Consider the following 26,033-nt stretch of genomic DNA (forward strand, 5'->3'; position numbering starts at 1 on the left):
AAAATATTATAGAACCTAAAATTTTCGCAGGCTTGTACTTTATGATTCATCGTTATCACGATATTCGGTTTCCCCATAAAAGCGGAGCAGATCTCCATAAATGATCTTATCGGAGTATTCCAGCTCATTATTGACTCGTTCTTTAAAGGGTTCACAATACTTCATATCGGTTTTTTCTTCCGTTTCCTTATTCCAGCATTTTTCCCCTGCATATACATAGTTCTTCGAGATGAACCGGCCGTCACGGAGTATGGCCAGGTCTTCATGGTCATCTGAGAAGAGATCCGAACCAAATTGGATATCCTTTTTGGTATCGATGCCGAGAAGATGCATGATGGTCGGCTTTAAGTCGATTTGTCCGGACACCTTCGAAATGGTCTTCCCTTCCTCACCGGGAACGTGGATGATCAGCGGCACCTTTTGAAGCTGTGTGCTTACGAACGGTGTGATGTCTTTACCGAGATATTGACTCATCGCTTTGTTGTGATTCTCTGAAATCCCATAATGGTCCCCATACATCACGATGACGGAATTGTCGTACAAACCGGACTCCTTTAAGTCCGCAATGAAGTTCTTCACCGCTTCATCCATGTAACGGACGGTTTGGAAATAACGATTCACCGTACCGTCATGGGAAGTGTAAGGATCGATTAACTTATCTTCTTCATCAAGCGTGAAAGGATAATGGTTCGTTAAGGTGATCAGCTTCGTACTGAACGGTTGAGGCATTTGTTTCATATGCTCCACGGACTGCTCGAAGAACGGGATATCCTTCATGCCCCAGTTCACGGAGTTTTCTTCTGTCACATCATAATCCGGTAACGAATAATACCGGTCATATCCCAGGGAATCATACATGATGTCACGATTCCAGAAACTTTTATTATTGGCGTGCATGGCCGATGTATAATATCCGTTCTCCCCAAGTTTTTCCGTCATGGACTCAAACTCATTCCCGGAATGGGTAAAGAAAACCGCACCCCGGTTCAAGGGATAAAGGGAGTTGTCCATGATGAACTCGGAATCGGACGTCTTCCCTTGCTGGGTTTGATGGTAGAATTGATCAAAATAGTAGCTTTCCCCTATGAAATCATTAAGGAAAGGCGTGATTTCCTGGCCATTCACTTCACTGTTGATGACAAAATTCTGCAGTGATTCAAGGGAGACAATGATTAAGTTCTTGTCTTTCGCTACCCCGAACATTTCTTTATCTGGGCGGGCGTAACCCGCTCTGACGTAGTTGTCGATATCTGCCAGTTCACTTCCATCTGCGAGGGCTCTCTGGGCGGAAGATTTGGATTGCAGGAAAAGATCGTATACATGATAATTATAGGTTCCGATATTCTTGACCAGCATTTCCCGGTCAAATGTCCTGGTCAGAAGCTGAGGCCTTTCCGATTCTGCCAATCCCAGGTTAAAGAAAACCAGTGCTGTTGCAACGAGGAAATAAGCGCGTCGATTGGCTTTAGAGTAATTCTGTAAAGAAAACCAGGTTGGTTTCAACTTTATGATGAGAATTAATGCGATTACATCGGTGAAATAGAAAACGTCCTTCCAGCTCATGATTGCACTGGCACTCGTGCCCAAATCAGAGAAATTACTTGTTTGGAAGAGGACGGGCATTGTCAAAAAGTCATCAAAGAAACGATAAAATACTACGTTTCCGTACAGGATAAATGAAAGGACGAAGCTTGCCGTGATGATGTACCGGGTGCGAGACTTATCCTTTTTAAGAAGTAACCCCACTCCGAAGATGAAAAGTAAAAAACTTAGCGGGTTAATGAATAGAATCAGTTCCTGGAGTGCGTTTTCGATCTTTATGTCAAAACTCGTTTTGTAGACAATATACGTTTTGATCCAAAGGAACAATGCAGCGATAATGATAAGCGGGACCTTTGGAATTTTTTTCACATTCATTTATTCAACCTCCTTGCTACAAACGGTTCAATCGTATGTAACACTTTCATGATTTCATAAGGAATTATTCCGGATGTAACATTGACTCATCTTCATTATTTATTTACATAACGTCAAACGTGGATACATATTGAAGGTGTATAATCGTGGATGCCTTATTCTCCTACCCATACTATTAGACGGATGAAACCATTAAAAGTTTCAAATTAAACAGCATTATATAAAAACAGTTCATTTGTCATTAGGTGTTTCAGACTACTAATCCAAATAAAAAAGAACTCTCCATAAAGGAAAGCTCTCTTTCGAATCTCACTTTAAGGTCAAATCAGATCTTGTTCTTGACCAGCCAGGCTGCCCCGATAACACCGGCATCATTTCCAAGCGTGGCAATGCTTAAGTGTGTAGAGGTACGGACAGTCGGGAATGAAAACTGTTTAAAGAATTTAACGACCGGCTGTAATAAGATGTCCCCTGCTTTAGAGACTCCCCCACCGATCACGATTTTTTCAGGGTTCAGGCCATTCCCGAGGTTCGCAAGGGATAAACCGAGATAGAAGGCTAATTGATCAATGACTGCCAGGGCTAGTCCATCTTGGTTTCTTGCCGCATCGAAGATATCTTTGGCGCTGATTGAGCCGTGAGAATCCCTGAGGGCACGAAGCGTTGATTCTTGCTCAGTGGCATCCAATTTTTCATTTGCGAGTCGGACGACACCGGTTGCTGAAGCAACGGTTTCAAGACACCCTGTCTTCCCGCAATTACACTGGTATCCGCCTTCCGGTACGACGGTGATATGGCCGATTTCACCACCTGCTCCTTTTACACCGTGGACGATATCGCCATTTGTAATCACACCGCCTCCGACGCCCGTTCCTAATGTCACACAGACAATGTCCTTCGCCCCGTCTCCTGCACCCTTCCACATTTCACCGAGTGCCGCACAGTTTGCATCGTTATCGATGACTGCGTGCAAACCTGTTTCGACTTCGAGCAGATCTTTTAATGGTGTATTATTCTCCCATCCTAAATTGACCGCTTCATAAATGATTCCTTTTGCCGTATCGACGGGTCCAGGTGCCCCCATTCCGATACCAACCAGTTTATCTCTGCTTTGGTCCAACTCCTCGAGCTTTTGATCGATCGCTTTCGCAATATTCACAATGATATTTTTACCGTTTTCCGATTTGTCAGTGGGGATTTCCCATTTATGTAAAAGCTCACCGTATTTACTTAAGAACGCTATCTTCGTCGTCGTTCCCCCTAAGTCAACTCCAACTAACCATTTTTCTGTCATCATTATCACCTGTCCTGTTTTTCTTTTTCAATCGCTATTTCATGACGCAACAAAAATAAAGCGGTCTGAAAATCCCGGGTATCAATCAGTTGGGATTGGTAGAGTTCCTTTAATTCGCCTTCCATCAGTTGCAGGTCGGAAAGACGATGCCCAACATATATGATCGTTCCATAACTTTTGAGGAGCTGTTGGATATCATAAATCGTTTTCATGCATACACCTGCTTTCTCTTCTTCCCTATAAAGTATAAGTGAAAACCGCTTTCTTCTCAATCCTAAACAAACCCGTACAGGCACAAAACAAAAAGAGATTTCCTTAAAGGAATATCCAGTAAGAAAATCTCTTTTCTATCATGTCTAACGATCCGGATCTTTCGGGTGCAGGAATCGCGGCCGCCTGTTCTTAAGGGGAATCGGGGAACGAAGGAATACGTCCCTGAATGCTCTGAGATTGAATGGAATAAATGGCCACATATATGGAATGCCAAACGAACTCATTCTTGAAAGCATGATGATCCATAAGAATACACCTACCACAAATCCATAAACACCAAATAACGCCGTGCATATCAATAGGAAGATCCGCACCAGTCGGTTAGCCAGACTCATCTCATAACTCGGCGTAGAGAACGTACCGATGGCAGCGATGGCCAGGTAAAGTATGACTTCATTAATGAACAGCCCGACTTCAACGGCAACCTGCCCAATCATCAATGCTGCAACGAGCCCAAGGGCGGTTGCAAGGGAAGACGGGGTGTGTATGGCGGCCATCCTTAAAATATCGATCCCCACCTCAATGATGAGGAATTGAAGGAATAGGGGGACTTCCCCTACATCATTCGGACCAATATAGGCCATGGGTTCCGGCAGGAGCTCCGGGTGGATCGCAAATAAATAATAGAGGGGCAATAAAAAGATCGATGACCACACCGCAATAAACCTTACAAAACGCAGATAAGCCCCAACAGAAGGTTTATTCCTGTATTCCTCGGCATGCTGAAGATGATGCCAGAACGTGGTCGGGGTGATGAGAACACTCGGAGATCCATCCACCATGATGAGGACATGCCCCTCATATAGGTGGGACGCCGCAGTATCAGGTCTTTCCGTGTACCGGACCAGCGGATAGGGATTCCAATGCCGTCCCGCAATGTATTCTTCTAACGTTTTCTCCCCCATGGGAAGACCGTCTGTATCGATCTTCGAGAGCGCATCCTTGATTTTGTGCACCAAATTGGGATCGGCAATGTCTTCTATATAACTGACAACGATATCCGTTTTGGATCTTCTGCCTATTTGCATGTATTCCATCCGAAGAGAAGGATCGCGCACCCTCCGCCTTGTCAATGCTGTATTAAATACAATCGTCTCGACATATCCGTCCCTCGAACCCCGTACGACCCGTTCTAAATCAGGTTCCTGAGGCCCTCTGACAGGATATGTCCTTGCATCAATCATGATAACCTTGTCAATGCCGTCCACGACAAGGGCTGTCGGACCTGCCAATACTAAATCGATCACCTGATTCAAGTCATCTACTTGTTCAATCTCTATATAAGGAATATACGTCTTCAAAAGCTTTTCCAGAGTATCCTCTTCCAATTGTTCAGGACTGAGTCCAGATAAGAGCTTCATCAGATAATGCATAATATCATCTTTAACGAAGCCATCCACTAAAAACATGGCCATTTTTCTTTCTGCATACTCAAGATCCAATTGAATGACATCAAAGCTCTTGTCCACTGCCAAGGTATCCCTTAAATAATTGGTGTTTTCTTCAATCTGAGTAGAGACAGGCTTTTTCTTTTCATTCGACATTAGCCTTCACTCCCAATACCTTTACATGATTTTCCAACCTTACCATCCTAGACAAAGAAGCTTGAAATCATACATCCTATCATATTCAATTCCATCGATTCATACTATGTAGAAAATGGACAAACCACTGGAGTGAACAAAATGAAGGATAGGCTGAAAGAAGCAATGCCATTTCTGGTGATCATGTGTATAGTGGCCCTGGGCATTCAATTTATTTACAAGCCGCAAACCAGGGAGAGCATCATTTTCTTTCCCATCAATGAGAACGTATCTTATGAATCGGCCACGACGATTCTCATGCTCCAACCGGAAAAGAAAAATGATCATTATGAAGTGAATTGGAAGGTCACTTCAAAGCTTGATACTCCTGCCTATTTACGTCAGGATGTCGGTTTTTTATATATGAACGGGAGATTGAAGGGTCTGATGAATGAATGGGAACAAGATACCGATCAGATTGTAGAGGAATCGACGATAAAGGGGAAAGATAGCAGCATTCTCCAGGCTGTATCTTTTCACTATTCAGAAATACATGAATCTGACACGGAGTTCACCAGTGCCCAGAAGATGTCCGAAGATACCCTGTACGTGATTGATTCCAATTTCAGCCCATTGAATGCCTTCAGGCAACCGGGGAACAGCGCAGAAAAAGAGTGGAAGAATATCCTGGACAAGGTGACGTCCCAACAACTCGAATATTTATGGGAAAAAGCCATCACCTCTATGGGTATCCCAGCCGATGAATACACCCCCATCCCCCTGACCAGTCTCCCGATGTATGATGGCCGTCCCTTGGAAGGATTCACCAGACAGGAATGGGATCGCCTGATCGGGAATCTATGGGAAGGACTCTATAAAAACTATTATTTAGGAATTAAAAAAGAGGATGGCTCAGTCGTGGATTCCATCGACAGTGCCATTCCTCTCCTATTGGTAAAAAAAGATAAAAAGGAAGTCCTTGTACTCCTCGTTGATCAAAACGGGGACGCGTCCTTTCTCAGACAGCTGATATCTTAATCGCTCCCTTGCAACTCTTTATAAAGTTTCTCATAATTTTTATCCTGCCTATTTAATTCATAGGCTTTTTTTGCGTGAAGGAGAGCTTCTTCCCTCTCCCCGGAATCGATCAGGATTAACGCAAGATTGTAGTGGGCTTCATGGAATCGATCATCTTCTTCGAGCGCAGCTTTCAAATGCTTCTTCGCCGGTGCCAATTTATTCTGCTTGATTTCAGCATAAGAAAGATAGAAATAGGTTTGGGCATCCGGGGACCCTTCCTCCACCACAGGGGAAAGAATGTCCTCGGCCTCTTTCCACTCCTGGTTCGATATTTTTTCCTGGGCGACACCATTTGCCGTATCGACGTCCCAGGAGCTTGAATCCCCTCCGATCCCATTCCATACCAATGTACCTGTTAGTAGAATGCTTCCGAGCAGAAACAGGAGCTGACGCACCGGCCGGATGGCGTTTGGCAGACTGACGATCCCTGCCGCAAGGAACCCTCCGATAAGACCCCCGATATGACCCGCATTATCAATGCCTGGAAGGCTGAATCCCAGGACCAGGTTCAATAAGATGACCGCAATGATATTGGTGCCCATGGTGCGGAAGAAAACGTTCGGATGTAATACCCCAAAGTACAGGAGGGCGCCGAAACAGCCGAAAATCGCCCCACTGGCCCCTGCTGAAAGATTGGATGTAAACAGGAAGCTTGCAAGGGTGCCAGCGACTCCCGACAGCATATAAATGAGCACGAACCGAAGCCTGCCGAACATTTTCTCCACTGCCATTCCGAGATAATAAAGGGCCAGTGTGTTCATTAAGAGATGCAGTAATCCTATATGCAGGAAGATGGGCGTGACGAGGCGCCACCATTCCCCTTCAATCATGAGGGGGTTATATTTTGCACCGAATTGAATGAGCGTCTCCGGGTCCTTACTCCCTCCATTCATTTCAAGAATGAGGAACATGATCACTTGAACGGCAATAAAGAGATAAGTGAAAAACGGTTTCCCTCTCTCAAATAGCTGTCTCTCTTTCTGAATTTGCCTGGAGGAAGACGTCATGGTCATATTTTTGATCCAATCCACATTCGCCTCCAACACTTCAGGGGGGAGAACCCATTCTCCATCATGGAATAGTGGATGGGCTTTAAGCTTTTCCACACTTTCATCTCCATCAAGGAGAATGGGCTGAATGGTCGTTTTATGACGATTCACCGGGTCGAGGAATAGACCTGGATCCCCATCGACGGGTGGATAAGTAGATATGTAGAGATTCTTGATGTGAAGCTGCCTTTTCCTCAGGGTTTTCCTGATTTTTTCTCCATTCATGGAGGTCAATTCCAGATCCCTCTTGACCCAGTTACCCCAATCGAGGTCCTTTCGAACGATCCGGACGATATTTCCTTCTTTCATGCCTGAATTCTCCAACCATATTTCATCCTGGTCGGGGGAAATATTCAGGATCCGATAGTGTTTATATTCCACTAAATAGTGGGCTACTTTCCAAAATAAATAATGATAACGTAAATCCACATCATCCACTACTTTCTTTTTACTCTTTTAACCTACCGACATCAAATAAACGCGTCTCTCCCTACTATACCGAACCTGTTTTTGATGTGTAAACAAAAAAGGCTGCAGGAATGGGGTATGGCCCTCCTGCAGTCTTTTTTTGTTTGGTCAAGAGCGGAATGCGCCCTGAATGAATTTCGAGCGTATACCGGGTATTCCCATGGCCGCTCTTACGGCAAATTTGCGTAGTAGAAAATTCCCTAATAACAGGTTTAACAAACGATATCGATTCGGAACCAGAAAAAGAACCAAACCTCCGAGCACTAACCATTTTGTCCATCCGTTCATCATGATCCCTCCTGCTTATAGTTTGGATCATAACCGATTAGCTTATCCCATAAATTTATCTAAACCTGGGATTTTTTTGCCTGCTACCAATAGAGGAGAAGCAGGATCACTCCGGACATTACGCTTGAAAGGGCATTGACAAGTTCATTGTTCATCCAGTAGCCCTTCGTCCTTTCGGTTTGCTGTCCGCAGTGGACAGTCGATTCCGTCTGTAACCCGCACACCCGGCACCTGTAATCCAATTGTACATATGCCCCCAAGCATGTATCCAGGAGATTTCCAAGAAACCCGGAAAGTGTGATCAATAGAAAAAGCGTAGCATCCATAGCCTCCAGCATGACCAGGGCTGTCAGTGCGATAAAGGCTGCACCCATGACCGCCGCGATCGTACCGATAAGTGAAACGGCTCCCGATGTACCTTTTGGAACTCTCTCGAATGACCTTATGGAATAAGGATGTTTCCGACTCAGGGGACCGATTTCAGAAGCCCAAGTATCCGAATTTGCCCCTGCAATCGATGCAACAAAAGCAAATGTCCATACGCTTTCCCCAGTCAAGCTGAACAACATGGCGAAAAATGCTGCAGGACCGCCGTTGGCCAATACTTGCTGCCAATCCCGTGTGGACGTCTTAGCAAGCCGGTCCTCTATCCCGATCTTGTCCTTCTTGAATAGATGAGACCAAATACTTGAAGAAAGGAAGAAAGCCCCCAATACAAATAAGCCCCGGAAACCATAGGCAAACCCAATGACAAGCCCGATCAACACCGCCATCCAAGCCCCTGATCTACTTAAATTCTTTGTTCTCCATCCTGCAATCGCGATGGCAAGGATAAAGAGAAGAAGCAGGAATAACTCAATCTTCACAATCGATCCGTCTCAATTCCGTCAGGATGGTTGATACCTGCATATCAAAGGATTCAATCGGCAATGATTCGACCATCTGCTCTTCGAAGGCAAGTGACATCGTCATTCCTGAAAAGGCTGAAAGCAGCCGATCATAATATCCCCCGCCAAACCCAAGACGGAAACCCGCGTTTGTATAAGATAACCCAGGGACAATCATCAATTCAATCGATTCGTTATGTACAGCGACGGACTTCGCGGGGTCCGGTTCAAACAAATTGAAATATGATTGTTCCAACTGATGAAAATCATTCAGTTTATAAAAAATCAACCGTCGGTCCTCTGGCAGGCACTTTGGCGCGACCATTGTCTTCCCTTCTTCCCAGCCCCTCTTAATGATATTCCAAGTATCGAGTTCCGGAGGCCTTGAAATGGTGATCGAAACCGTACTGCTTTGCTTCCACTCGGGAGAATCAAAAAGACGTTGTTCTATTTCAAAACATTTTTGTTGAAATGCAAGATGGCCAATGGATTGTAATATTTGCAGCTGAGATTTCCGCATTTCCTTTTTAGACATATGATCCCTCCATGCTTACGATCCTGAAATTATTTTAATGGATTTCCAGCCTAAATGCGACAGCCAGTCCACCACTTTTCGGAAAAGTCATTGCTCTAGAACCTAATAAAGCATAAAAAAAAGCAGCGGATAAAATCCGGCTGCTTATTTCGTTTCGCGGTGAAGAGTCACACGCTTTAATTTCGGGCAATATTTTTTTAGCTCTAAACGGTCTGGGTTGTTACGCTTGTTCTTAGTAGTAATATAGTTACGCTCACCAGTTTCTGTGCAAGCCAAAGTAATGTTTACACGCATTATAATTTCCCTCCAAACATATACATCTTCTACTATTCATACGACTTTTATATAATATCACTTTTCACCGGGAAATGCTAGTCCGTTTTTAATTCTATCACTTAAATTTGCAACCTCTTCTTCCATCTCACCTTCAATCGCATATACTTTCCCCTGTTTCACTTCAAATGGCTTGAAAGAGAAATCCAGCATATACACCATCATATTGAGGCCATTTGTTATGGGATAGTAGTATAAGCTACCTTTGCTTAAGGATTTCTTCCAAAGTTTAAGCCCCTTCAGATTAAGGGGATAGATGGTTTTCTTGACAGATTCGGCACAGGAAACAATATTGGTGATGGCAACCCGTCTACCGCTGTAATTCCAGAATGTATCCTTCGAAAGGGACAGGACCCCCACTCCATCTTCTTTGCAGGCGAGCCACTCGATGAGAAAGAAAACTTTCAGACGGCGGGTTTCTTTCGACATATTCTCCATTTCGAATACATAGGAGTCCCCCCACCCCTCAGCTTCTTCTTTCACCCTTACGTTAATATCCGTAAGGGAGGAGCACTTGTCAGAGTGAATAGGAGTATACTCATTTCTCTTGTTCCAGGCTATTCCTTGAATATGAAACGTTCGATTCCGGTTCTCCCTCATTAGCCTCTACACCTTTTGCCAGATTTTTATTTTTTTTCCGTAATATCTTGCAAACTCCCTTGCCAGATTCCTTCTGTCCGCATTGGAATAGATGATGAATCCTCTCTTTGGATCACTTATGATTTTCGTTCGGCCCCCATCCCTGTGGTCGAATACAATCTCTTTCTGATTGGAGGAAGATGGAACCGTCTCAAGCAGTTTTGCAAGGACCATCGGTTTCTTCCCATTTGGACAGGCTACCTGCAGTCGGGTAATGAAAGGCTCCATCAATCCCTTCGAATGATGGAAGCCTTTCTTAAAAGAGGGAGGGGAGAAATGTCCCCTCATAAGATCGTCCCTTGCACACTTATATTCTTCCGGGCTACCGATATCTCTCCAATAAGCACTCGTCTTGAATACGTATACTTCTTCATTATTCAACAGGAGACGGGGAATGAAATCCTGCCCGAAATCTTTGGCCCCAATGTGGGCATAGCGGTCCAAAAGCCGTGGATCAAGCATATAAACACCTGTATTGACTTCATTGCCCACCCACTCTTCGGGCTTTTCGATAAAATCGACTAATTTGCGGGTTTCGTCCGTATGACAGATTCCGTATTCCTTTGGATTCTCCACTTCCTTTGAGACGACGGTCATGACCGCTCTTTTCTCATAATGGAACTCAATGACCTTGTCAATGGGAATATTGGTAAACGCATCCCCGCTAAGAACAAGGAACGGTTCTCGAAGCCTGTGTCGCGCTAGGAATATGCCGCCTGCTGTCCCGAGTGGGGATCTTTCTTCAAGATACGTGATATTCACATTGAACCGTTTCCCGTCTCCAAAGTAATCTTTAATGGTTTCACTTTTATAACAAGTCGTAATCAATATATCTTTTATTCCATAAGAACTCAGGAGGTTAATGCTATATTCAAGTATTGGCTTATTCAGAATCGGGACCATGGGCTTCGCAACGGACATCGTATATGGCCTTAATCGCCTGCCTTCTCCACCTGCCAATATAACCGCCTTCATCTTTTTATACCCTCCACTTTTGATTGAAGGAGCACATCATCATATACATGAATGGTCTGGTCTGCGATCCGGTCCCAGCTGAACATGGACTGAGCCATTTTAAAGCCCAGTTCACCCAGTTGTTCGGATTTCCGCGGATTTTCAATTAATGAAATCAATTGAGTATAGAGACTATGTTCCTGATTTGGTTCAAATAATAATCCGGTTTGTTCATGTTTCACAATGGACTTAAGCCCACCTGTATTCGAAGCGACCACGCCTTTCCGGAAGGCCATCGCCTCCAGGGCAACGATCCCGAACGGTTCGTACAAACTCGGGAAGATGACGGCTAGACAATTTTTCAAATAATCATTCCGTTCCCTATCCGAGACGTATCCGACGAATGAGACGCTATCCGAGAGTTCCTCCTCGATCACAGCCTTTCGGTATTGCTCGAGCATCGGACCCTTCCCTGCTATGACAAAGGAGATGTCATACCCAGCACTCTTTAACCGTGAAGCTACACGGATGATCGTCTCAAACCCTTTCTCATGGACCATCCTTCCGATTGAAAAAAAGTACGGCTTCGATGGTTTGGAAAGGGTGTACGGAGAAGACTGATCCAGTTTCTCCAGTTCCACACCATTCGGTATGACGGCAATTGGTGCTTCTATCGTGAATAAGCTCTTGATTTCGTCCTTCATATGCTCACTGCAGACGATGAGATGATCGGATGCTCCGATGAGAAGCTGCTCTTCCCCGTGGATCTTGTGTTGCAAATCCGTATAAATCCCTTGATTCCTGCCATGTTCAGTAGCATGGATCGTAGTAATAAGTGGAAGGGCATAATAGTCTTTCAGCTTCATCGCTGATGTCGATACGATCCAATCATGTGCATGGATATGGGTGATTCGTTCATCTCGTATCAGGTCATGGGCGTACTGAATGAAGGACTGATTCAAATCGAATACCCACTTAAAGAAATCTTCTTCATATGGATGCAAAGGATGCACCCGATGAATTGTGACACCTTCCATTTTCTCAAGGGGAAGGGCATCATTGGCCATGGTGGTAAGAACATGCACATGCTTTCCCTTTTTCACAAGATTGTTGGCTAAGTCATACACATGTCTCGATAATCCACCCACGATATTCGGTGGATACTCCCAGGAAAGGATCAGTACGGAATCATGCTTCTCTTCCACGTCTCCCTTCATTCCAATGGAGAGTTTCTCAAGGATTTCGTCAGATGGAAAAGGCATCATTCTCTTCCGATGAAGAAGGAGATGTCCATCCTTGTGCCCATCCATGACTTGTTGAAGCAACCGGTCGAAATGGACCGTGGATATTCCATTGTCATCTTTAAAACCTTCTATGCTAGAGATCCATTCCCTTATAATCTGAAAGGTCCACTCTGTTTCTTCTGACAGCGCCACCATATTTTCCAGCTGCTCTTCCATGCGATGGACCACACGGATATTCCGAATGGCTGAATCGGTCATGATCGGTACCTGTTTCTCCATTCCAAGATACCCGAAGCCGACCCTTGAAAGAGCGGTAGGTTCTTCCATCATGGCTTCCATTGTATGACGGTCATCTCCTCTATCCAGTTTCATTAATGCATCATAGTCTGATAGCGACTTTACAAAGACGATTGAAAGTGTATTGCCTTCCTCCAGGGCGTCGATGCCCTCCCTAACAGGAATAAGCTTCAACCCTCTCGGCGTCCTGCTGACCCCTCTGTGCTGTTCCTTTTCACTATGTTCATAGGAAAAAGAAGAAATGAATGTATACTCGATGCCTTGCTGAGTGAGATAAAGATCAATCCCCGGTACATATGCGGCTTGAGGTAACCAGAACGATTTAGGGATCATTTGGAAATATTGTTTGAATAATAACGTACTCATCCGGACCTGGGATTCGATGGCTCTTGGAGTCCGGTAATGGGTTAATGGGAACGGGCTTAACGCCGTGGGGATGACGGTTGCCTTCCCTTCCACTGCGAGATGTTTGTAGGCTTGTACGAGATTCATATCATAAGTGGACCACTGTGAATAGATGAGCTGCCACTTCTGTTTATCATGAGAGTCTGCTTGCAGGAGGTGGCCTTGAATGATGGCGTTCGCCCTCTCTTTAAACTCTTCGCTCATAAAAAGGGAGAAAAGGAGGGGATTCAATACGACAGGAATGGAACTACCTTCATTCCGATCAAGGAAATCGATCAATTCACCATTCTCTATGAGTAATGCAGTAAGCATATCTTCCCGTTCAAACACTTGAGAAAATGAACATTCATTACATGTTGGATACACGATGATTTCTGAAAGAGCCTTCATGCCTTTTCCTCCCCATTCATGACATAATACGAATATGTGCTGACATGCTCAACCCATTTTGGTTCCCTGATTAACCCCTGCTCGTATTCCATCAACTCTTTCATACTATGCGCCTCCTGATGATGAGAGGTTCTTGGTGTATGAATGACATTGGAACGAGTGAAGGCAACAAAGTCCCCTGATGGCAGGCGCAAACCGATCTCCATGCAGTAGCTTCGATTTTCCTTCAATCCGTTCACAAACCAATCAGTTTCTGTAAAGGGTACATATGAATCCGAATAGTGATGCTGATTATGACCATTAAAAGAAATAGAGGTAATATCATATAATCGAAGAACATATGGCTGTGGGTCGGAGTTCATCTTAAAATGACTCTTCACATGCCGGATCCATTCATGGGAAATGTTCCAATAACAATAGATTCTTGAAGAAGTTGAAAACGTAATAGATAACTCCGTCGCTTTCGGATTTTTTGATCTGCGCTTAGGCATCTTCCTGCCAAATGCAGCTCTTCCTACACGTTTCTTCGATGCTTCGGGTTTTATCATTTCAACATCTGCCGGTTCCGGACCATTCTCCAATGCTTTCTGGTACTTCACCCATTGATACTGAACCTTACCCACAGTTGTATTCAGTTCTTTGGCAATTTTCCTGAATGACACACCTTGTTCCTTTAACTTGATTATTTCTGTTATCAAAACCATTCCTCCTAAACCGAAACATTTATTATATGAATTGGATCTAAATACTATGACAATTAATCTTAAATTCATCGTAACACCGTATTGAAAAACCTACAATAAACGCATTTTGTCGTATCTTGTTACACATGATGGCAATAGGATTCAACATGCATTTTTTTTATGAATTAGTATGCTGAAATGATAATAAAGCGATTACATTTCCATAACGACATTTTTCTTGGGAAATCTCTCCACGACATTCGACAAAATATTGGGATATCCCTCACATTTATCCACGTATCATATAGAGTTGGAACATGATCTGTGCTATAAATAAAGGAGAAGAATACATCTTGGGGTGATAAAGTGACTTACCTATTCATTGGATTAGTAAGCTTCTCTATCCTATTACTTGTCATTTCGTTTTTTCAACGGGATCGGTATCGCGATATTGAAAAAGACATGGAAGAGTTATCGATGAATGTCCTGCAGGAGCATTATAAATTGAAGAAGAGAATAAGCGTTTTGGAAGAAGAGCTCATGTTGGATGGGGATATGAACTTTCATAAGAGTCCCATTAACGAAATCATTAAGAATCAAGTGATTTCCCTTTATAAGCAGGGGGTAAAAGTGGAACAGATCACAAAACAATCCACCCTGTCCAAACAAGAAGTCCTCTCTATCATTCAGGACTCATAGCAGGATTACAAGAACGGCTTACTCAAGGAGTAAGCCGTTTCTTTTACATTCTGAATGTTTTCACGAGATCAGAGAGTTGGTTTGCCTTTTGGGTCAGGTCATCTGATTGGCCATATAGGGTTTCAATTAAGCCATTTTGTTCCTGGATGGAGGAATTGATGGTGATCGTTCCGTCATTGAACTCTTTCCCTACAGCTGAAACGCTTTGGAATGCTCCCTGAATATGGTGCATATATTCCTTTAACATCTTCAGGCTTCCTGATATTTCCGTGATATTGTGATCCATACCAGAGGCCTGTTTTTTCATTTCATTGAAATGTTCACCTGTTGTACGGATATATTCCTTACCGGTACTAAGCTCTTTATACCCGTCTTTTAATGAACTGGATACTTCCTTGGATATATGTTGAACATTTAATACACTCTCATTCATTTCAATCAACGAGGCGTCTACATCTTGTGCCAGCTTCCTGACTTCGTTTGCAACAACTGAAAACCCTTTACCTGCTTCTCCGGCCCTGGCCGCCTCAATCGAAGCGTTAAGGGAGAGCAGATTCGTTTGATCGGCAATTTTCTTGATGCTCTTTGTCAGGTTGCTGATATCGATTGCGCTTTCCTCTAATCGATCCAGAAGATCATGCGTTTTTTTTATTTTCCCATACACCATTTCGATCTGGTTTGTCGTAGAATTCATGGATGCGATTCCTTCTACCGTGACTCCCTGCATATGCGATGAGAGTTCTGACAGGGAAAGACCATTCGTTTCTACTTGAAGGACCCCATCATTGAATGTTTGGTACTGATTGTTCAGCTGTTCAGCAGCCGCGACTTGTTCTTCAGAACTCCCGGATAACCGTGCCATGGAATCTCCTACCTGGTGACTGGAGGCATTTATAGAATCTGCAAGGGATTTGATATGCCGGCTGTTGCTTTGTACGGTGTGGGAACTGTCTTTGATCCCTATGACCAGCTCCCGCAAGCGCTCCACCATATATCTGATGGAAGAATTCAACTGACCTATTTCATCCTTTCTCCCCGTCGGAGGAACGGAATGGGTTAAGTCTCCCTTCGCCACGGCTTTTGTCACCGAAAGAATTTTATCGATACTTTTATTAATCTTGTTCGATACGAGGTTTACAATGAAGAAGCTTTTGACGATTGAACTTATCACAAAACCGATCAACAAGAAAAAGAGTGTGTTCATATTATTTTCGGTTGATTGCAAGACTGTATTCTGTTTATGGAGGGTCCGTTCCCTTACTTGCATTAATAATGTATTGTTTTGATCCCTCAGAACACTTATTTTCATTCTGGCATCTGTATAAATGGCTTCGTCTAAACGAACGACTGCAGGTGCAATTTCTTTAATAAATAGTTCATCGATGGTTTTGTTATTTTCAGAAAATCTTTGAAGGAGTTCCCGGTCTTTTTTACCCAGTCCATTCATGGTCTCATCGGTCATGCCATTCAGTTCCGCTCTCAGTTTCCTGTACTCTTTCACATCCTCCTCATTCAAAAAGGTAATGTAATCGGCAATCCGTATATCTTTTGCATTAATGAGCCTGCTCAATTCCGTGATTTGAACAGAATGCTCACCTGTATCTTTCATGAATCTCATGTCCTTCATCAGATCGTTCATGCAGAATATGGCCAAGCCTACACATGAAATGAACAGTACGGCATTAAGCAGAAACGTATAAACAAGTTTATTCTTGATAGAGTGTTGATAAGACATCTTGGATAGGATACGGATTTTTCTGATATGGGGTACATATTTCATAAAGGGAAACGATTTTTTCGACATTGTGTCCTCCTGTATGTATAACTTTGTGTCTATTATGAATATGTACCAAAATACCCATATTTTCTATACTTTCACTGTTATCTTAATATAATCTTTACAAATCACGCACATCATCCAAGAATGCAAAAAAAGCGTCCCTTCAGCAGAAGGAACACTTTTCATTTAGTTATTCAGATCAAACCGTTCACCGGTCACTAAGAAAATGACATTTTCACAAATATTCGTCACGTGATCCGCTACGCGTTCAATGTATCTGCACGTAAACGCCAACTGGGTGATCTGACTGATTTCATTCGGATAATTCGGAATGTAGGTCATGAGTTCTTTTACTAATTTACCATATAACTCGTCGACTTCATCATCACGATCCGCCACTTTTTTCGCAAGGGAAGCATCCTCGCTGTAAAAAGCGGTTAGCGCTTCTTCGAGCATTTCTTCAGCAATCGAGAGCATTCTCGGAATTTCTTCAATCGGCTTGATCAACTTCTGGTTTCCAATATGAAGGGTTGATTTCGCGATATTCGTAGCCATATCCCCGATCCGTTCAATTTCCGAACAGATCCTTAATGCAGAGATGATTTTCCGTAAGTCCGTTGCTACAGGAGATTCCTTTGCAATGAGAATGATCGCAAGATTATTGATTTCGTTATCATATTGATTGATGAGATGATCTTTTTTGATGATTTCCTCTGCTTTTTCAATGTCCTGGGTCTTCAAGGCAATCACGGACTCTTTTAAAGACACTTTGGCAAGATCAGCCATATCAAAAAGCTTGTCTTTTAACTCTTTTAAATTGTTATCGAAATTTCTTCTTATCGCCATACTTATTCCCCTTTGCTAAGTGATGATGAAGAACCTTTTTCTCTTAACGTGCACTTTATCCAAATCGACCCGATACATAGTCTTCCGTTCGTTTGTCACTGGGATTAGAAAATATTTTATCCGTTTCGTCCAGCTCAATCAAGTCCCCTAATAGGAAAAAGGCTGTTTTATCAGAAACCCTTGCTGCCTGCTGCATATTATGAGTCACAATGACAATCGTATATTGTTTCTTGAGCTCACCAATCAGCTCTTCGATTTTGACAGTGGAGATGGGATCGAGAGCCGATGTCGGTTCGTCCATCAAAAGGATTTCAGGCTTTGTCGCAAGTGCCCTGGCAATACACAGACGCTGCTGTTGACCACCTGAAAGACCCATGGCCGGGGCATCTAATCGATCCTTTACTTCGTCCCATAATGCAACACTCTTTAAAGTGGATTCCACTATTTCATCAAGCTCTTTCTTCTTTTTGACTCCATGCACTTTCGGACCGAACGTAATATTGTTATAAATGCTTTGCGGAAATGGATTTCCTTTTTGGAACACCATCCCCACTTTTTTTCTCAATTCAACTAAATCAACCTTGTCTGAAAGGATATTCGTCCCGTCAAAATTGATTTCTCCGGACATTTTAATCCCAGGGACCGAACGATTCATTAAGTTCAATGTTTTCACGAATGTCGATTTTCCGCATCCGGATGGTCCGATGATCGCTGTGACCTCTTTATCATAAATAGGAAATGTAATGTTTTTTAACGCATAGTTATTTCCATACCATAAATTTAAGTCGTTTACATTAAATGCCGTTTTTTGCGTTGTAGCTACTGACACGCGAAACCCCTCCAACTAAATGATCAACTGAAACGCCCTGAAATATAGTCTTCCGTCCTTTTTTCTGATGGATTGGTGAAAATCTTTTCGGTTTGGTCGAATTCCACTAAATCACCATTATAAAAGAATGCCGTTTTATCAGAAACACGGGATGCCTGCCCCATATTATGGGTCACAATGACAATCGTGTACTCTTTCTTTAAATCGGTGATCAATTCTTCAATTTTTGCATTTGAAATTGGATCAAGTGCTGAGCTTGGCTCATCCAATAACATGACAGTCGGTTTCATAGCAATCGTCCTTGCAATACATAAACGCTGCTGCTGTCCACCGGATAATGCGAGTGCCGAAGTATGGAGGCGGTCTTTAACTTCATCCCATAGTGCTGCTTTGGTCAAACTTTCCTCTACCAGATCATTCAAGACACTCTTCTTTTTGATTCCAGAGAATTTCAATGCATGAACAATATTTTCGTATATGGATTTACTGAATGGATTCGGCTTCTGAAAAACCATCCCGATTTCTTTGCGAAGGGCTACTACATCAATGTCCTTACCTAGAAGATTCACATCTTCATACATGATCTTCCCCTCTGCACGGGCGATCGGGACCAGGTCATTCATACGGTTAACCGTTCTTAAGAAGGTTGATTTCCCACAACCGGAAGGGCCGATCAAAGCTGTTACAGCATTTTTTTCGATTTCCATATTAATATTTTTAACGGCGTGATTATCCCCGTAATAGAAATCTAAATTCTGAACATCGATGATGGTCTCTTTTTTGATTTCATCCGCCACTCTTGAAGAGCGCTTCTGTTTCGTTTCTAATTGAACCGACATGTACTATCACACCTTCTATTATTTTGTCGCTGTCATTTTATTATGAATGTAGCTTCCGATGAAACGTGCACCCAGATTAAAGATCAACACTGAAAGAATCAAGACCGCTGAGGCTCCTGCTGCTTTTTCGTCTACGTCGGGAATCAATCCTTGTGTGTTGACTGACCAAATGTGAACAGCCAGTGTTTCCGCCGGTCTGAAAAGATTCAAAGGTGACGTAGGGGAAACTGGATTCCAATCCATATAATTCAATCTGGGAGTCGACAGGCCGGCTGTGAATAATAGAGCAGCAGCCTCACCGAATACACGACCCGATGCAAGGATCGCTCCTGTCAGGATAGATGGGAATGCACCCGGGATGAGCACGGTTTTAACGGTGTGCCAATTGGTGATCCCAAGAGCAAGGCTCGCTTCTTTCAACTCACGCGGTACGCTTCTGATGGCATCTTCACTAACACGAACCAATACAGGAAGATTAAAGACCGTAAGTGCCAGGGCTCCACCTATAATGGTATATCCCCAACCCGTTGTATTTACGAACACCAATAGTCCAAACATTCCAATGACGATAGATGGTAATGAGGCCAGTACTTCGATACAAGAACGGATGGTATTCGTGATCTTGCCAGGCTTGGCGTATTCAGCCATATAGATGCCTCCGCCGACACCAAGAGGCACCGTAATAATCATCGTGATGATCAGGATATAGAATGAATTAAATAATTGATCCCGGATCCCTCCTCCGGCACGGACTGCACTGGATGGGGTTGTAAGGAAGTCCCACGTTACATATGGTAAACCCTTCACCAGAATATATGAGAATAGAGCCACTAAAAGGGCGATAATGACTGTTGCGATTCCAATGAACACGCCAGTGGCGATCTTGTCTGCTCTTTTACTATTCATTAGACTTTCCTCCTCGATGATAAGTAGCGGATTAATAAGATAAATACGAAGGACATGATTAATAGGATAAGACCCATCGACCATAGTGTGTTATTCTCCACGCTTCCATAAGTGGTATGTCCCATATTCAGCGTTATGATCGTGGTCAACGTAGCCGACGCATCTACTATACTTTGAGGAAGATCTCTTGTATTTCCTATGACCATTTGAACAGCTAGTGCTTCACCAAATGCTCTCGCCATACCGAGTACGACTGCTGTCAATAAAGTTGGCAATGCTGCCGGGATTAATACTTTTCTAATCGTTTGCCATCTTGTTGCCCCTAATGCATATGATCCATCGCGCAGGCTTTTTGGCAAAGAGCTCATGGCATCAGTGGCAATGGTTGTGATGGTAGGAAGGATCATCACGGATAATACAATCATTCCGGCTAATAATGAAAATCCGATACCGGATGTATGGTTACGAATGAATGGAACCAATACTGTAAGTCCTATAAATCCATAAACAACGGAAGGAATCCCTACAAGGAGTTCTACAATCGGCTGCATGATTTTCCTTCCCCATGACGGTGCGATGTCCGTCATAAAGATCGCCGCTCCGATTCCGAGCGGTGCTGCAATTAAAGCAGAAAGAATCGTAACAGCAAATGATCCGAAAATGAAAGGCAAAGCGCCATACATCGGGTTTTCTCCTGTAGGACTCCAATCTGGACTGGTTAAGAACTCAATTGGACTTACACCATTTTTGATAAATGATTGCAACCCTTTTGAAGTTAAGAAAATGGTGATGGAAATTGTTGCGGCAATCATGATGACTGCGCTTAATGTCACTAAGAACCTTCCCTTAAATTCACCGTTCATCCAAGATCTATTGCTTTTGATCAGCCTCTTTGAGGCAGGTAGCTTGTTTTCCATATCCATAAACACCCCTAAATACGAGATAATAGGGTAAATGCCCTCGAGCATCTACCCTATCAATTTATTTAATTGATTCACCTTTTACTTCTTTGTTTGTTTTCCTTCAGCGTCACGCTCTACTTCCATCTTTGTAGAAGCGATGTAACCTTGATCTTTCAATAAACCAGTTTGAACATCTTCACTCATCATGTAATCAAGGAACGTTTTAGCTAGACCATCAGGCTCACCTTTAGTGTAAGAGTGTTCATATGCCCAGATTGGGAAATCACCTTTTTGTACGTTTTCGTCAGTTGCTTTAACACCATCGATTGCTAATGGAGTTACACTGTCATCTGTGAAGTAAGAGAAAGCAAGGTAACCAATTGCTCCATCAGTTTCGTTGATGATTTTCTTTACAGTGTTTGAAGAGTCTTCCGTGATTCCTTCAGCAGGAGTCTCTCCATCAAGACCGAATTTCACGAATGTAGCGCGAGTACCAGAAGAATCAGGACGGTTTACAAGCGTGATTTTTTGATCTTTACCACCAAGCTCTTTCCAGTTCTTGATTTCACCTGTGAATACTTTTTTAAGATCTTCTTTTGAAATGTCATCAATACCAACATTAGGATTAACTGCAGCCGTCATACCTACAACCGCTACTTTATGGTCAACTAACTCGTCCGCCGGGATTCCTTCTTTTTCTTCAGCGAATACGTCCGAGTTACCGATTTGAACGGATCCTTCAGAAACTTGGGATAATCCTGTACCAGATCCTCCAGCATTCACTTGGATGTCTGCGTCGGGATTTTCTGCCATGAATTCTTCAGCTGCTGCTGCAACAAGTGGTTGCATTGCAGAAGAACCTGAAACTACGATTGAACCAGACGTTTCTGAACCTTTTTTATCGTCTCCAGCATTTTCATCTGTGCTGCTTCCATTCCCACATGCAGCGGCAAATGCCACGAGCGTTGCGATGATTAAAAGCAGACCGTATTTCTTGAAGTTCTTCATTCTTTAATTCCCCCTAGAATATTGGTTGTTTTGTCCTACGAGTACTAGATTAATAGATGAGTGTTAATGGTGTTTTAATCGATTGTAAAGGTTTTGTAAATTCGACATCTTTTTTATGATTCCGCGGTTCATAAATGCTTTAAACCCTTATTAACACTAGTATTGAGCAATATTTGATAAATTATGTACGTTCTAATGGAATGTCTTTTTTTCATGAATGTATGATACCCATTCATTGATTAATGTTATGATTCACACAAAAAAAAGCTGATTCCTGGCATCATTTTCCCATGAATCAGCTTGTTACATTAGTTATTCTGTTCTCTTTCCCTCTGCATTTGCTCTTCTGCCTCATCCGCATTCTCGACTTTCTTGTTTACGGAAGTTGGATCTTTCTCTTCTTCGGCACGTTTCTTCTTTAATTCAAAGTACTTATCCATTACCCGTCTGGAAATGTACTTATTCACATATGGATCGGCGACGCCGCTTGCCTGGATATGAGACGCGGGAACCACAGTCGCATATGCCACCTCAGGATTATCGTAAGGCGCATATCCGATCAATGTGGTGTTATAACTCAGTTCCCCGTCAATATACGTCTCGGCTGTTCCGGATTTACCCGCTGCATTATACGGTGCGTCATGAAATAAGTAACCCGTTCCTTCAGGGTTATGATAAACACGGTAGAAACCTTTTTGGACATGTGCGATCTGTTCCTGCGTCGCATCGATTCGATTCAGTACATTCGTCTCTTTCTCGAACAGGATGGGACCGAGGTTTTCCTTTTCATTGGTCGGTTCCCTTATTTCCTTCATAATATGTGGCTGTACACGGTAACCATCGTTCGCGATGGTAGAAACATATTGGGCCAGCTGCATGGTGGTGTACGTATCAAACTGACCGATCGCGAGGTCAAGTAAGAAACCGGGATCTGTCTTGGTTCCTGTAAGACCGGCCGATTCACCGGGCAGGTCGATGCCTGTCGGGACACCTAAACCAAATTGAGCGTAGTGATTCCTGAACACGTCGAACGCTGCCGGGTTGTTCACAATCGGCTCATTCGGTACATACCGGCCCCCGGCAATTTTCAAGGCAACCTTCCACATGTAGGCGTTGGAAGACTTCTCCAGTGCATATAAATCGGTCATCGGGATTTGCTGGTATTTATTGAACCAGGATGTTTTCGGATTAGTCCCTTTGATTCTCAACGGTTCATCAATCAAAACCTCACCCGGTGTCAATTTACCGGTCATATATCCTGTCAATACCGTAGCGCCCTTCACAACAGAACCTACTTCATAGGAAGATGTAAAGGTCCCAAGTGCAGCATCCCGCATTTCGTACTTGCCTGTTTCAGGGTTCTTGACATATTGTTTACCTGCCATGGCCAGGATCTCCCCGGTATTCGGGTCAATCATGACCACATATGCCCGGTCCAGATCTGGAGATGCGGCCCGGTGGACAATCTGTTTGCTTAATTCTTCTTCGATTATTTTTTCGACTTCCCGCTGAAGTTCCATATCGATGGTAAGGACGATATCCTTACCTCTCTGTCCTTGTTGAACAAGGACGGACTCGAGCACACTTCCGCCTTTGGTTACGTTCTTGATCTGTTCCTTTTGTCCTTGGAGGACATCTTCATATTCAAGTTCTACATAGCTCTTACCTACGCGATCATTCCGGTTATAATCCTGAGCTAAATAGGAATCCACTAAATTCTTCGGCAATCCTTCCCTTGAAGAGGACACGTTCCCCAAAATCGTCCGTAACGTATCATCAAATACGTAGGAACGCTTCCAATCTGTCGTCGTGTTGACACCTGGAAGTTCACTCAGATGCTCACTGACCGTTGCGAATTCCTCCGGAGTGACTCCTTCATTCTTCACAATCTGCGGATTCAGCGCATAGCCACTGGAGAACTCACGATAAATGGCGATGATTTCAAGGTCATTTTCAGTGAGGGAATCCAGTTCTTTCTCGGTAATCCGGTCGAGTCTCATCTGATACACTTTTTTATTCACGTCATCTTCAGACAGTTCTTCATTGCTTTGGAGCTTTTTGATTTCCCCGTCCGAAACTTTTGCATCGGCTGCTTCAGGATGCTTGATGATCCAATAATCCTTTTTGTCACGCTCTGTCACGTCCCCAGTATCTTTTTCGATGAACCGGGATAGCCTGGAAGCGACTTCGATCATTTCATCGATCTTCGTATTATTTGCCCGTGTATACGTAATGGCATTAAGCGGAATATTGTCGACGATCACATTCCCATATCGGTCATACATTTTCCCGCGTGGCACACCAGTATTGACCACGACGTCTTCAGTTCTTTCCACTTCTTTTTTATAGCTTTCCCCATTCACGATCTGAACAAGTCCAAGTCTAAGTACAAGAAGGGAAAATAATAAGAACACAGCAAAAAACAGCAGATTCATCCTGACGGGAACATGCGTCTTTCTTTTTCTCTTATTTTTTTTCAAGTCTTCCAGCCCTTCCTCTATGTAAAAATCTCTCTCTGCCCTTGTTTCGTTCCTGGTTGGATAGCAAACAAGGTGGGAACAGAATCATCTTAACCCTCCCCTTATTTTATAGAAAATGTCAGGGATAATCTAGCCATAAGTAAAGAGAGGAAATCTTTCCCTCTCTTTGTAGTAAGTTCCTTATAAAGGCAGCACAACTTTCCGTACAAATAAGTAAATCAGAGTATGTCCTGCCCCAAGTATCAATAGAAGTATCGGGATGCTCTCTTCCTGATTAAAGAAAGTCACGGCTACAATGAAAGCAAGAACTGAGACGATCCTTCCCAGGTTCAAGAAGATTTCCCTTACGACTATGTACTCGATCCTCATTTCAGCTGCGTTCCATCCCGTACCGATCACATCGTATGTCATAGAGATATAGGGAACCAACAAGATGGGATAGGCAATGGCAATGACACCTGCATAAAGCAATAATTTTGTATACGTGACATCAAATACGATCAGGAATATGGCCAGATAAAGAAGGATACCACCTAGCAGGATGGCGCGTTTCCTCAATTGTTTCTTTATGACCCTGGAAGCGACATAATAGCCCACAAAGGCAATGCCTGAGTTGATTAATCCAAAGGTTCCGATGGCAAATTCACTTCCCGTACTGATGAATACAAACACCGATATGATGAAGATGAAGGTTCCTTCCCTCAACCCCTGGAAAAAGTGGGCATTGGTGATGGAACGCCAATTGTGATTGTGCTTTCTTTCCTCGAGAATCCTAAGGAAAAGATAGCGTCCGGATGCCGGCCGCCTCTTAAGGAAGAAACTCATAATAACCGCGAGGAAAAAAAGAAACAGAGAGATTCCGAATACAATGGTATACCCCTTGAAGGAAGCAAACCTTGAAATGATGAAACCGGCGAGGATCGGTCCGATCATCCCCCCGGCAGACGTCAGAGTACCGAGGAAGCCATTGAAGAAATCCCTTGTTTCAGGTTCTGTGATTTCAAACGTCAACACATTGAAGGCTAACCAGTAGAAACCATAGCCGATCCCTAGTAACGCTCCCAACACGACAAGATAATCTTCTGCCGATTCTCCGAATGCCAAAACGGATATGTAAAAGAGAGCCAAAAAAATAACACCGAAGCGTAATACAATCACCCGGTCCACTTTCTTTGCCAACCTTCCAGCTAAAATAAATGTCAGGGGCTGAAAGATGACCACGGTTAAATTATAGACACCCAAATCAATGAATTCACCTGACTGTTTCCATAAGTAGATGTTCACAAATGTGTTCGAGAGGGCAATACTCAAGGAGTATAATCCCCCGATCAACAGGAGCAAAGTCAGATCTTTCGTTAAATCAATGTCACCTAATATTCTTTTTAAGCTGCTCATGTGTAAAACTCCCCTTTAACGTACCCCTATCTTGTGAAAAAGGGAAGGAACTTATACAAAAAAAAGAGAGGTTCCTGAAAGAACCTCTCT

The 26,033-nt window shown here is 43.3% G+C and carries 24 protein-coding genes; 2 read left to right on the forward strand and 22 right to left on the reverse strand.

The features are described 5' to 3' along the window. Positions 1-39 precede the first annotated feature (39 nt). The 4 genes from BVI01S_RS18650 to BVI01S_RS18665 form a co-directional block, all read right to left on the reverse strand. Positions 40-1,917: an LTA synthase family protein gene (locus BVI01S_RS18650; RefSeq protein ID WP_061811203.1), complete on the reverse strand. Its 1,878-nt coding sequence runs from the start codon at positions 1,915-1,917 to the stop codon at positions 40-42. A 325-nt stretch (positions 1,918-2,242) separates the two neighbouring features. Further along, positions 2,243-3,211, reverse strand: coding sequence for an ROK family glucokinase (locus tag BVI01S_RS18655; protein WP_061811213.1), 969 nt, complete (start codon positions 3,209-3,211; stop codon positions 2,243-2,245). A gap of 5 nt (positions 3,212-3,216) precedes the next feature. Continuing rightward, on the reverse strand, positions 3,217-3,423 hold the full coding sequence (locus tag BVI01S_RS18660) for a YqgQ family protein (RefSeq protein ID WP_034757652.1): 207 nt from the start codon (positions 3,421-3,423) through the stop codon (positions 3,217-3,219). 144 nt (positions 3,424-3,567) lie between these two features. Continuing rightward, positions 3,568-5,028: a spore germination protein gene (locus BVI01S_RS18665; protein ID WP_034757649.1), complete on the reverse strand. Its 1,461-nt coding sequence runs from the start codon at positions 5,026-5,028 to the stop codon at positions 3,568-3,570. 141 nt (positions 5,029-5,169) lie between these two features. Between BVI01S_RS18665 and BVI01S_RS18670 the strand changes: the two genes are divergently transcribed. Further along, entirely contained in the window at positions 5,170-6,045 is an 876-nt protein-coding gene (locus tag BVI01S_RS18670; RefSeq protein ID WP_061811204.1) for a hypothetical protein, read from the forward strand. Here BVI01S_RS18670 and BVI01S_RS18675 read toward each other — a convergent pair. The 9 genes from BVI01S_RS18675 to BVI01S_RS18710 all read right to left on the reverse strand — a co-directional run bounded on the left by BVI01S_RS18675 (position 6,042) and on the right by BVI01S_RS18710 (position 14,274). Further along, a complete protein-coding gene (locus BVI01S_RS18675; protein ID WP_034760543.1) occupies positions 6,042-7,565 on the reverse strand; it encodes a rhomboid family intramembrane serine protease in 1,524 nt (507 codons plus the stop codon). The two genes, BVI01S_RS18670 and BVI01S_RS18675, sit on opposite strands and share 4 nt — an antisense overlap. A gap of 147 nt (positions 7,566-7,712) precedes the next feature. Next, entirely contained in the window at positions 7,713-7,895 is a 183-nt protein-coding gene (gene yqgO, locus BVI01S_RS18680; protein WP_318019851.1) for a protein YqgO, read from the reverse strand. 80 nt (positions 7,896-7,975) lie between these two features. Beyond that, positions 7,976-8,758: a DUF92 domain-containing protein gene (locus tag BVI01S_RS18685; protein ID WP_051758200.1), complete on the reverse strand. Its 783-nt coding sequence runs from the start codon at positions 8,756-8,758 to the stop codon at positions 7,976-7,978. After that, positions 8,748-9,314: a 5-formyltetrahydrofolate cyclo-ligase gene (locus tag BVI01S_RS18690; protein ID WP_061811205.1), complete on the reverse strand. Its 567-nt coding sequence runs from the start codon at positions 9,312-9,314 to the stop codon at positions 8,748-8,750. The genes BVI01S_RS18685 and BVI01S_RS18690 overlap by 11 nt, the downstream gene beginning before the upstream one ends. A gap of 144 nt (positions 9,315-9,458) precedes the next feature. After that, positions 9,459-9,608: a 50S ribosomal protein L33 gene (gene rpmG, locus BVI01S_RS22290; protein WP_064091498.1), complete on the reverse strand. Its 150-nt coding sequence runs from the start codon at positions 9,606-9,608 to the stop codon at positions 9,459-9,461. A gap of 57 nt (positions 9,609-9,665) precedes the next feature. After that, positions 9,666-10,247, reverse strand: coding sequence for a hypothetical protein (locus tag BVI01S_RS18695; RefSeq protein ID WP_061811206.1), 582 nt, complete (start codon positions 10,245-10,247; stop codon positions 9,666-9,668). A 6-nt stretch (positions 10,248-10,253) separates the two neighbouring features. Next, a complete protein-coding gene (locus BVI01S_RS18700) occupies positions 10,254-11,261 on the reverse strand; it encodes a nucleotidyltransferase family protein (protein WP_034757637.1) in 1,008 nt (335 codons plus the stop codon). Continuing rightward, a complete protein-coding gene (locus tag BVI01S_RS18705; protein WP_061811207.1) occupies positions 11,258-13,576 on the reverse strand; it encodes a glycosyltransferase in 2,319 nt (772 codons plus the stop codon). Before BVI01S_RS18705 ends, BVI01S_RS18700 begins: the two co-directional genes overlap by 4 nt. Beyond that, complete coding sequence (locus BVI01S_RS18710) at positions 13,573-14,274, reverse strand: DUF4912 domain-containing protein (protein ID WP_061811208.1); 702 nt, start codon at positions 14,272-14,274, stop codon at positions 13,573-13,575. Before BVI01S_RS18710 ends, BVI01S_RS18705 begins: the two co-directional genes overlap by 4 nt. Positions 14,275-14,625: 351 nt before the next feature. Here BVI01S_RS18710 and BVI01S_RS18715 point away from each other — a divergent pair, with 351 nt between their 5' ends. Further along, the gene (locus BVI01S_RS18715) at positions 14,626-14,958 is read left to right on the forward strand and encodes a hypothetical protein (protein ID WP_061811209.1); all 333 of its coding nucleotides are present in this window, start codon (positions 14,626-14,628) and stop codon (positions 14,956-14,958) included. Between the two features lie 43 nt (positions 14,959-15,001). Here BVI01S_RS18715 and BVI01S_RS18720 read toward each other — a convergent pair whose 3' ends face one another. The 9 genes from BVI01S_RS18720 to BVI01S_RS18760 all read right to left on the reverse strand — a co-directional run bounded on the left by BVI01S_RS18720 (position 15,002) and on the right by BVI01S_RS18760 (position 25,943). Beyond that, positions 15,002-16,762 carry a methyl-accepting chemotaxis protein gene (locus BVI01S_RS18720; protein WP_061811210.1) on the reverse strand — a complete coding sequence of 587 codons (1,761 nt, stop codon included), beginning with the start codon at positions 16,760-16,762 and terminating at the stop codon, positions 15,002-15,004. A 162-nt stretch (positions 16,763-16,924) separates the two neighbouring features. Beyond that, positions 16,925-17,584, reverse strand: coding sequence for a phosphate signaling complex protein PhoU (gene phoU, locus BVI01S_RS18725; RefSeq protein WP_034757629.1), 660 nt, complete (start codon positions 17,582-17,584; stop codon positions 16,925-16,927). A gap of 55 nt (positions 17,585-17,639) precedes the next feature. Next, positions 17,640-18,413 carry a phosphate ABC transporter ATP-binding protein PstB gene (pstB, locus tag BVI01S_RS18730; RefSeq protein ID WP_061811211.1) on the reverse strand — a complete coding sequence of 258 codons (774 nt, stop codon included), beginning with the start codon at positions 18,411-18,413 and terminating at the stop codon, positions 17,640-17,642. A 23-nt stretch (positions 18,414-18,436) separates the two neighbouring features. Then, positions 18,437-19,252 (reverse strand): phosphate ABC transporter ATP-binding protein PstB, encoded by an 816-nt coding sequence (gene pstB / locus BVI01S_RS18735; protein WP_034757615.1) that lies wholly within the window; start codon positions 19,250-19,252, stop codon positions 18,437-18,439. A gap of 18 nt (positions 19,253-19,270) precedes the next feature. Next, a complete protein-coding gene (gene pstA / locus BVI01S_RS18740; protein ID WP_034757612.1) occupies positions 19,271-20,158 on the reverse strand; it encodes a phosphate ABC transporter permease PstA in 888 nt (295 codons plus the stop codon). Then, positions 20,158-21,075 (reverse strand): phosphate ABC transporter permease subunit PstC, encoded by a 918-nt coding sequence (gene pstC, locus BVI01S_RS18745; protein WP_079531802.1) that lies wholly within the window; start codon positions 21,073-21,075, stop codon positions 20,158-20,160. Before pstC ends, pstA begins: the two co-directional genes overlap by 1 nt. Positions 21,076-21,159: 84 nt before the next feature. Further along, a complete protein-coding gene (locus BVI01S_RS18750) occupies positions 21,160-22,068 on the reverse strand; it encodes a phosphate ABC transporter substrate-binding protein (RefSeq protein ID WP_034757587.1) in 909 nt (302 codons plus the stop codon). A 308-nt stretch (positions 22,069-22,376) separates the two neighbouring features. Continuing rightward, entirely contained in the window at positions 22,377-24,503 is a 2,127-nt protein-coding gene (locus tag BVI01S_RS18755) for a peptidoglycan D,D-transpeptidase FtsI family protein (protein ID WP_094075153.1), read from the reverse strand. 225 nt (positions 24,504-24,728) lie between these two features. Beyond that, positions 24,729-25,943, reverse strand: coding sequence for an MFS transporter (locus BVI01S_RS18760; protein WP_061811212.1), 1,215 nt, complete (start codon positions 25,941-25,943; stop codon positions 24,729-24,731). Between the last annotated feature and the right edge of the window lie 90 nt (positions 25,944-26,033).

Origin of the sequence: Rossellomorea vietnamensis NBRC 101237 (genome assembly GCF_001591825.1) — a bacterium.
GTDB classification, from domain to species: Bacteria; Bacillota; Bacilli; order Bacillales; family Bacillaceae_B; genus Rossellomorea; species Rossellomorea vietnamensis.

Bases quoted from the DNA above. Each gene is read 5' to 3' on its own strand.
- pstB (WP_034757615.1), bottom strand. From the start codon at position 19,252: ATGTCGGTTCAATTAGAAACGAAACAGAAGCGCTCTTCAAGAGTGGCG.
- BVI01S_RS18720 (WP_061811210.1), bottom strand. From the start codon at position 16,762: ATGTCGAAAAAATCGTTTCCCTTTATGAAATATGTACCCCATATCAGA.
- BVI01S_RS18760 (WP_061811212.1), bottom strand. From the start codon at position 25,943: ATGAGCAGCTTAAAAAGAATATTAGGTGACATTGATTTAACGAAAGAT.
- BVI01S_RS18700 (WP_034757637.1), bottom strand. From the start codon at position 11,261: ATGAAGGCGGTTATATTGGCAGGTGGAGAAGGCAGGCGATTAAGGCCA.
- BVI01S_RS18655 (WP_061811213.1), bottom strand. From the start codon at position 3,211: ATGACAGAAAAATGGTTAGTTGGAGTTGACTTAGGGGGAACGACGACG.
- BVI01S_RS18695 (WP_061811206.1), bottom strand. From the start codon at position 10,247: ATGAGGGAGAACCGGAATCGAACGTTTCATATTCAAGGAATAGCCTGG.
- BVI01S_RS18705 (WP_061811207.1), bottom strand. From the start codon at position 13,576: ATGAAGGCTCTTTCAGAAATCATCGTGTATCCAACATGTAATGAATGT.
- phoU (WP_034757629.1), bottom strand. From the start codon at position 17,584: ATGGCGATAAGAAGAAATTTCGATAACAATTTAAAAGAGTTAAAAGAC.
- BVI01S_RS18650 (WP_061811203.1), bottom strand. From the start codon at position 1,917: ATGAATGTGAAAAAAATTCCAAAGGTCCCGCTTATCATTATCGCTGCA.
- pstA (WP_034757612.1), bottom strand. From the start codon at position 20,158: ATGAATAGTAAAAGAGCAGACAAGATCGCCACTGGCGTGTTCATTGGA.
- yqgO (WP_318019851.1), bottom strand. From the start codon at position 7,895: ATGATGAACGGATGGACAAAATGGTTAGTGCTCGGAGGTTTGGTTCTT.
- pstC (WP_079531802.1), bottom strand. From the start codon at position 21,075: ATGGAAAACAAGCTACCTGCCTCAAAGAGGCTGATCAAAAGCAATAGA.
- BVI01S_RS18670 (WP_061811204.1), top strand. From the start codon at position 5,170: ATGAAGGATAGGCTGAAAGAAGCAATGCCATTTCTGGTGATCATGTGT.
- BVI01S_RS18690 (WP_061811205.1), bottom strand. From the start codon at position 9,314: ATGTCTAAAAAGGAAATGCGGAAATCTCAGCTGCAAATATTACAATCC.
- BVI01S_RS18755 (WP_094075153.1), bottom strand. From the start codon at position 24,503: ATGAATCTGCTGTTTTTTGCTGTGTTCTTATTATTTTCCCTTCTTGTA.
- BVI01S_RS18665 (WP_034757649.1), bottom strand. From the start codon at position 5,028: ATGTCGAATGAAAAGAAAAAGCCTGTCTCTACTCAGATTGAAGAAAAC.
- BVI01S_RS18750 (WP_034757587.1), bottom strand. From the start codon at position 22,068: ATGAAGAACTTCAAGAAATACGGTCTGCTTTTAATCATCGCAACGCTC.
- rpmG (WP_064091498.1), bottom strand. From the start codon at position 9,608: ATGCGTGTAAACATTACTTTGGCTTGCACAGAAACTGGTGAGCGTAAC.
- BVI01S_RS18660 (WP_034757652.1), bottom strand. From the start codon at position 3,423: ATGAAAACGATTTATGATATCCAACAGCTCCTCAAAAGTTATGGAACG.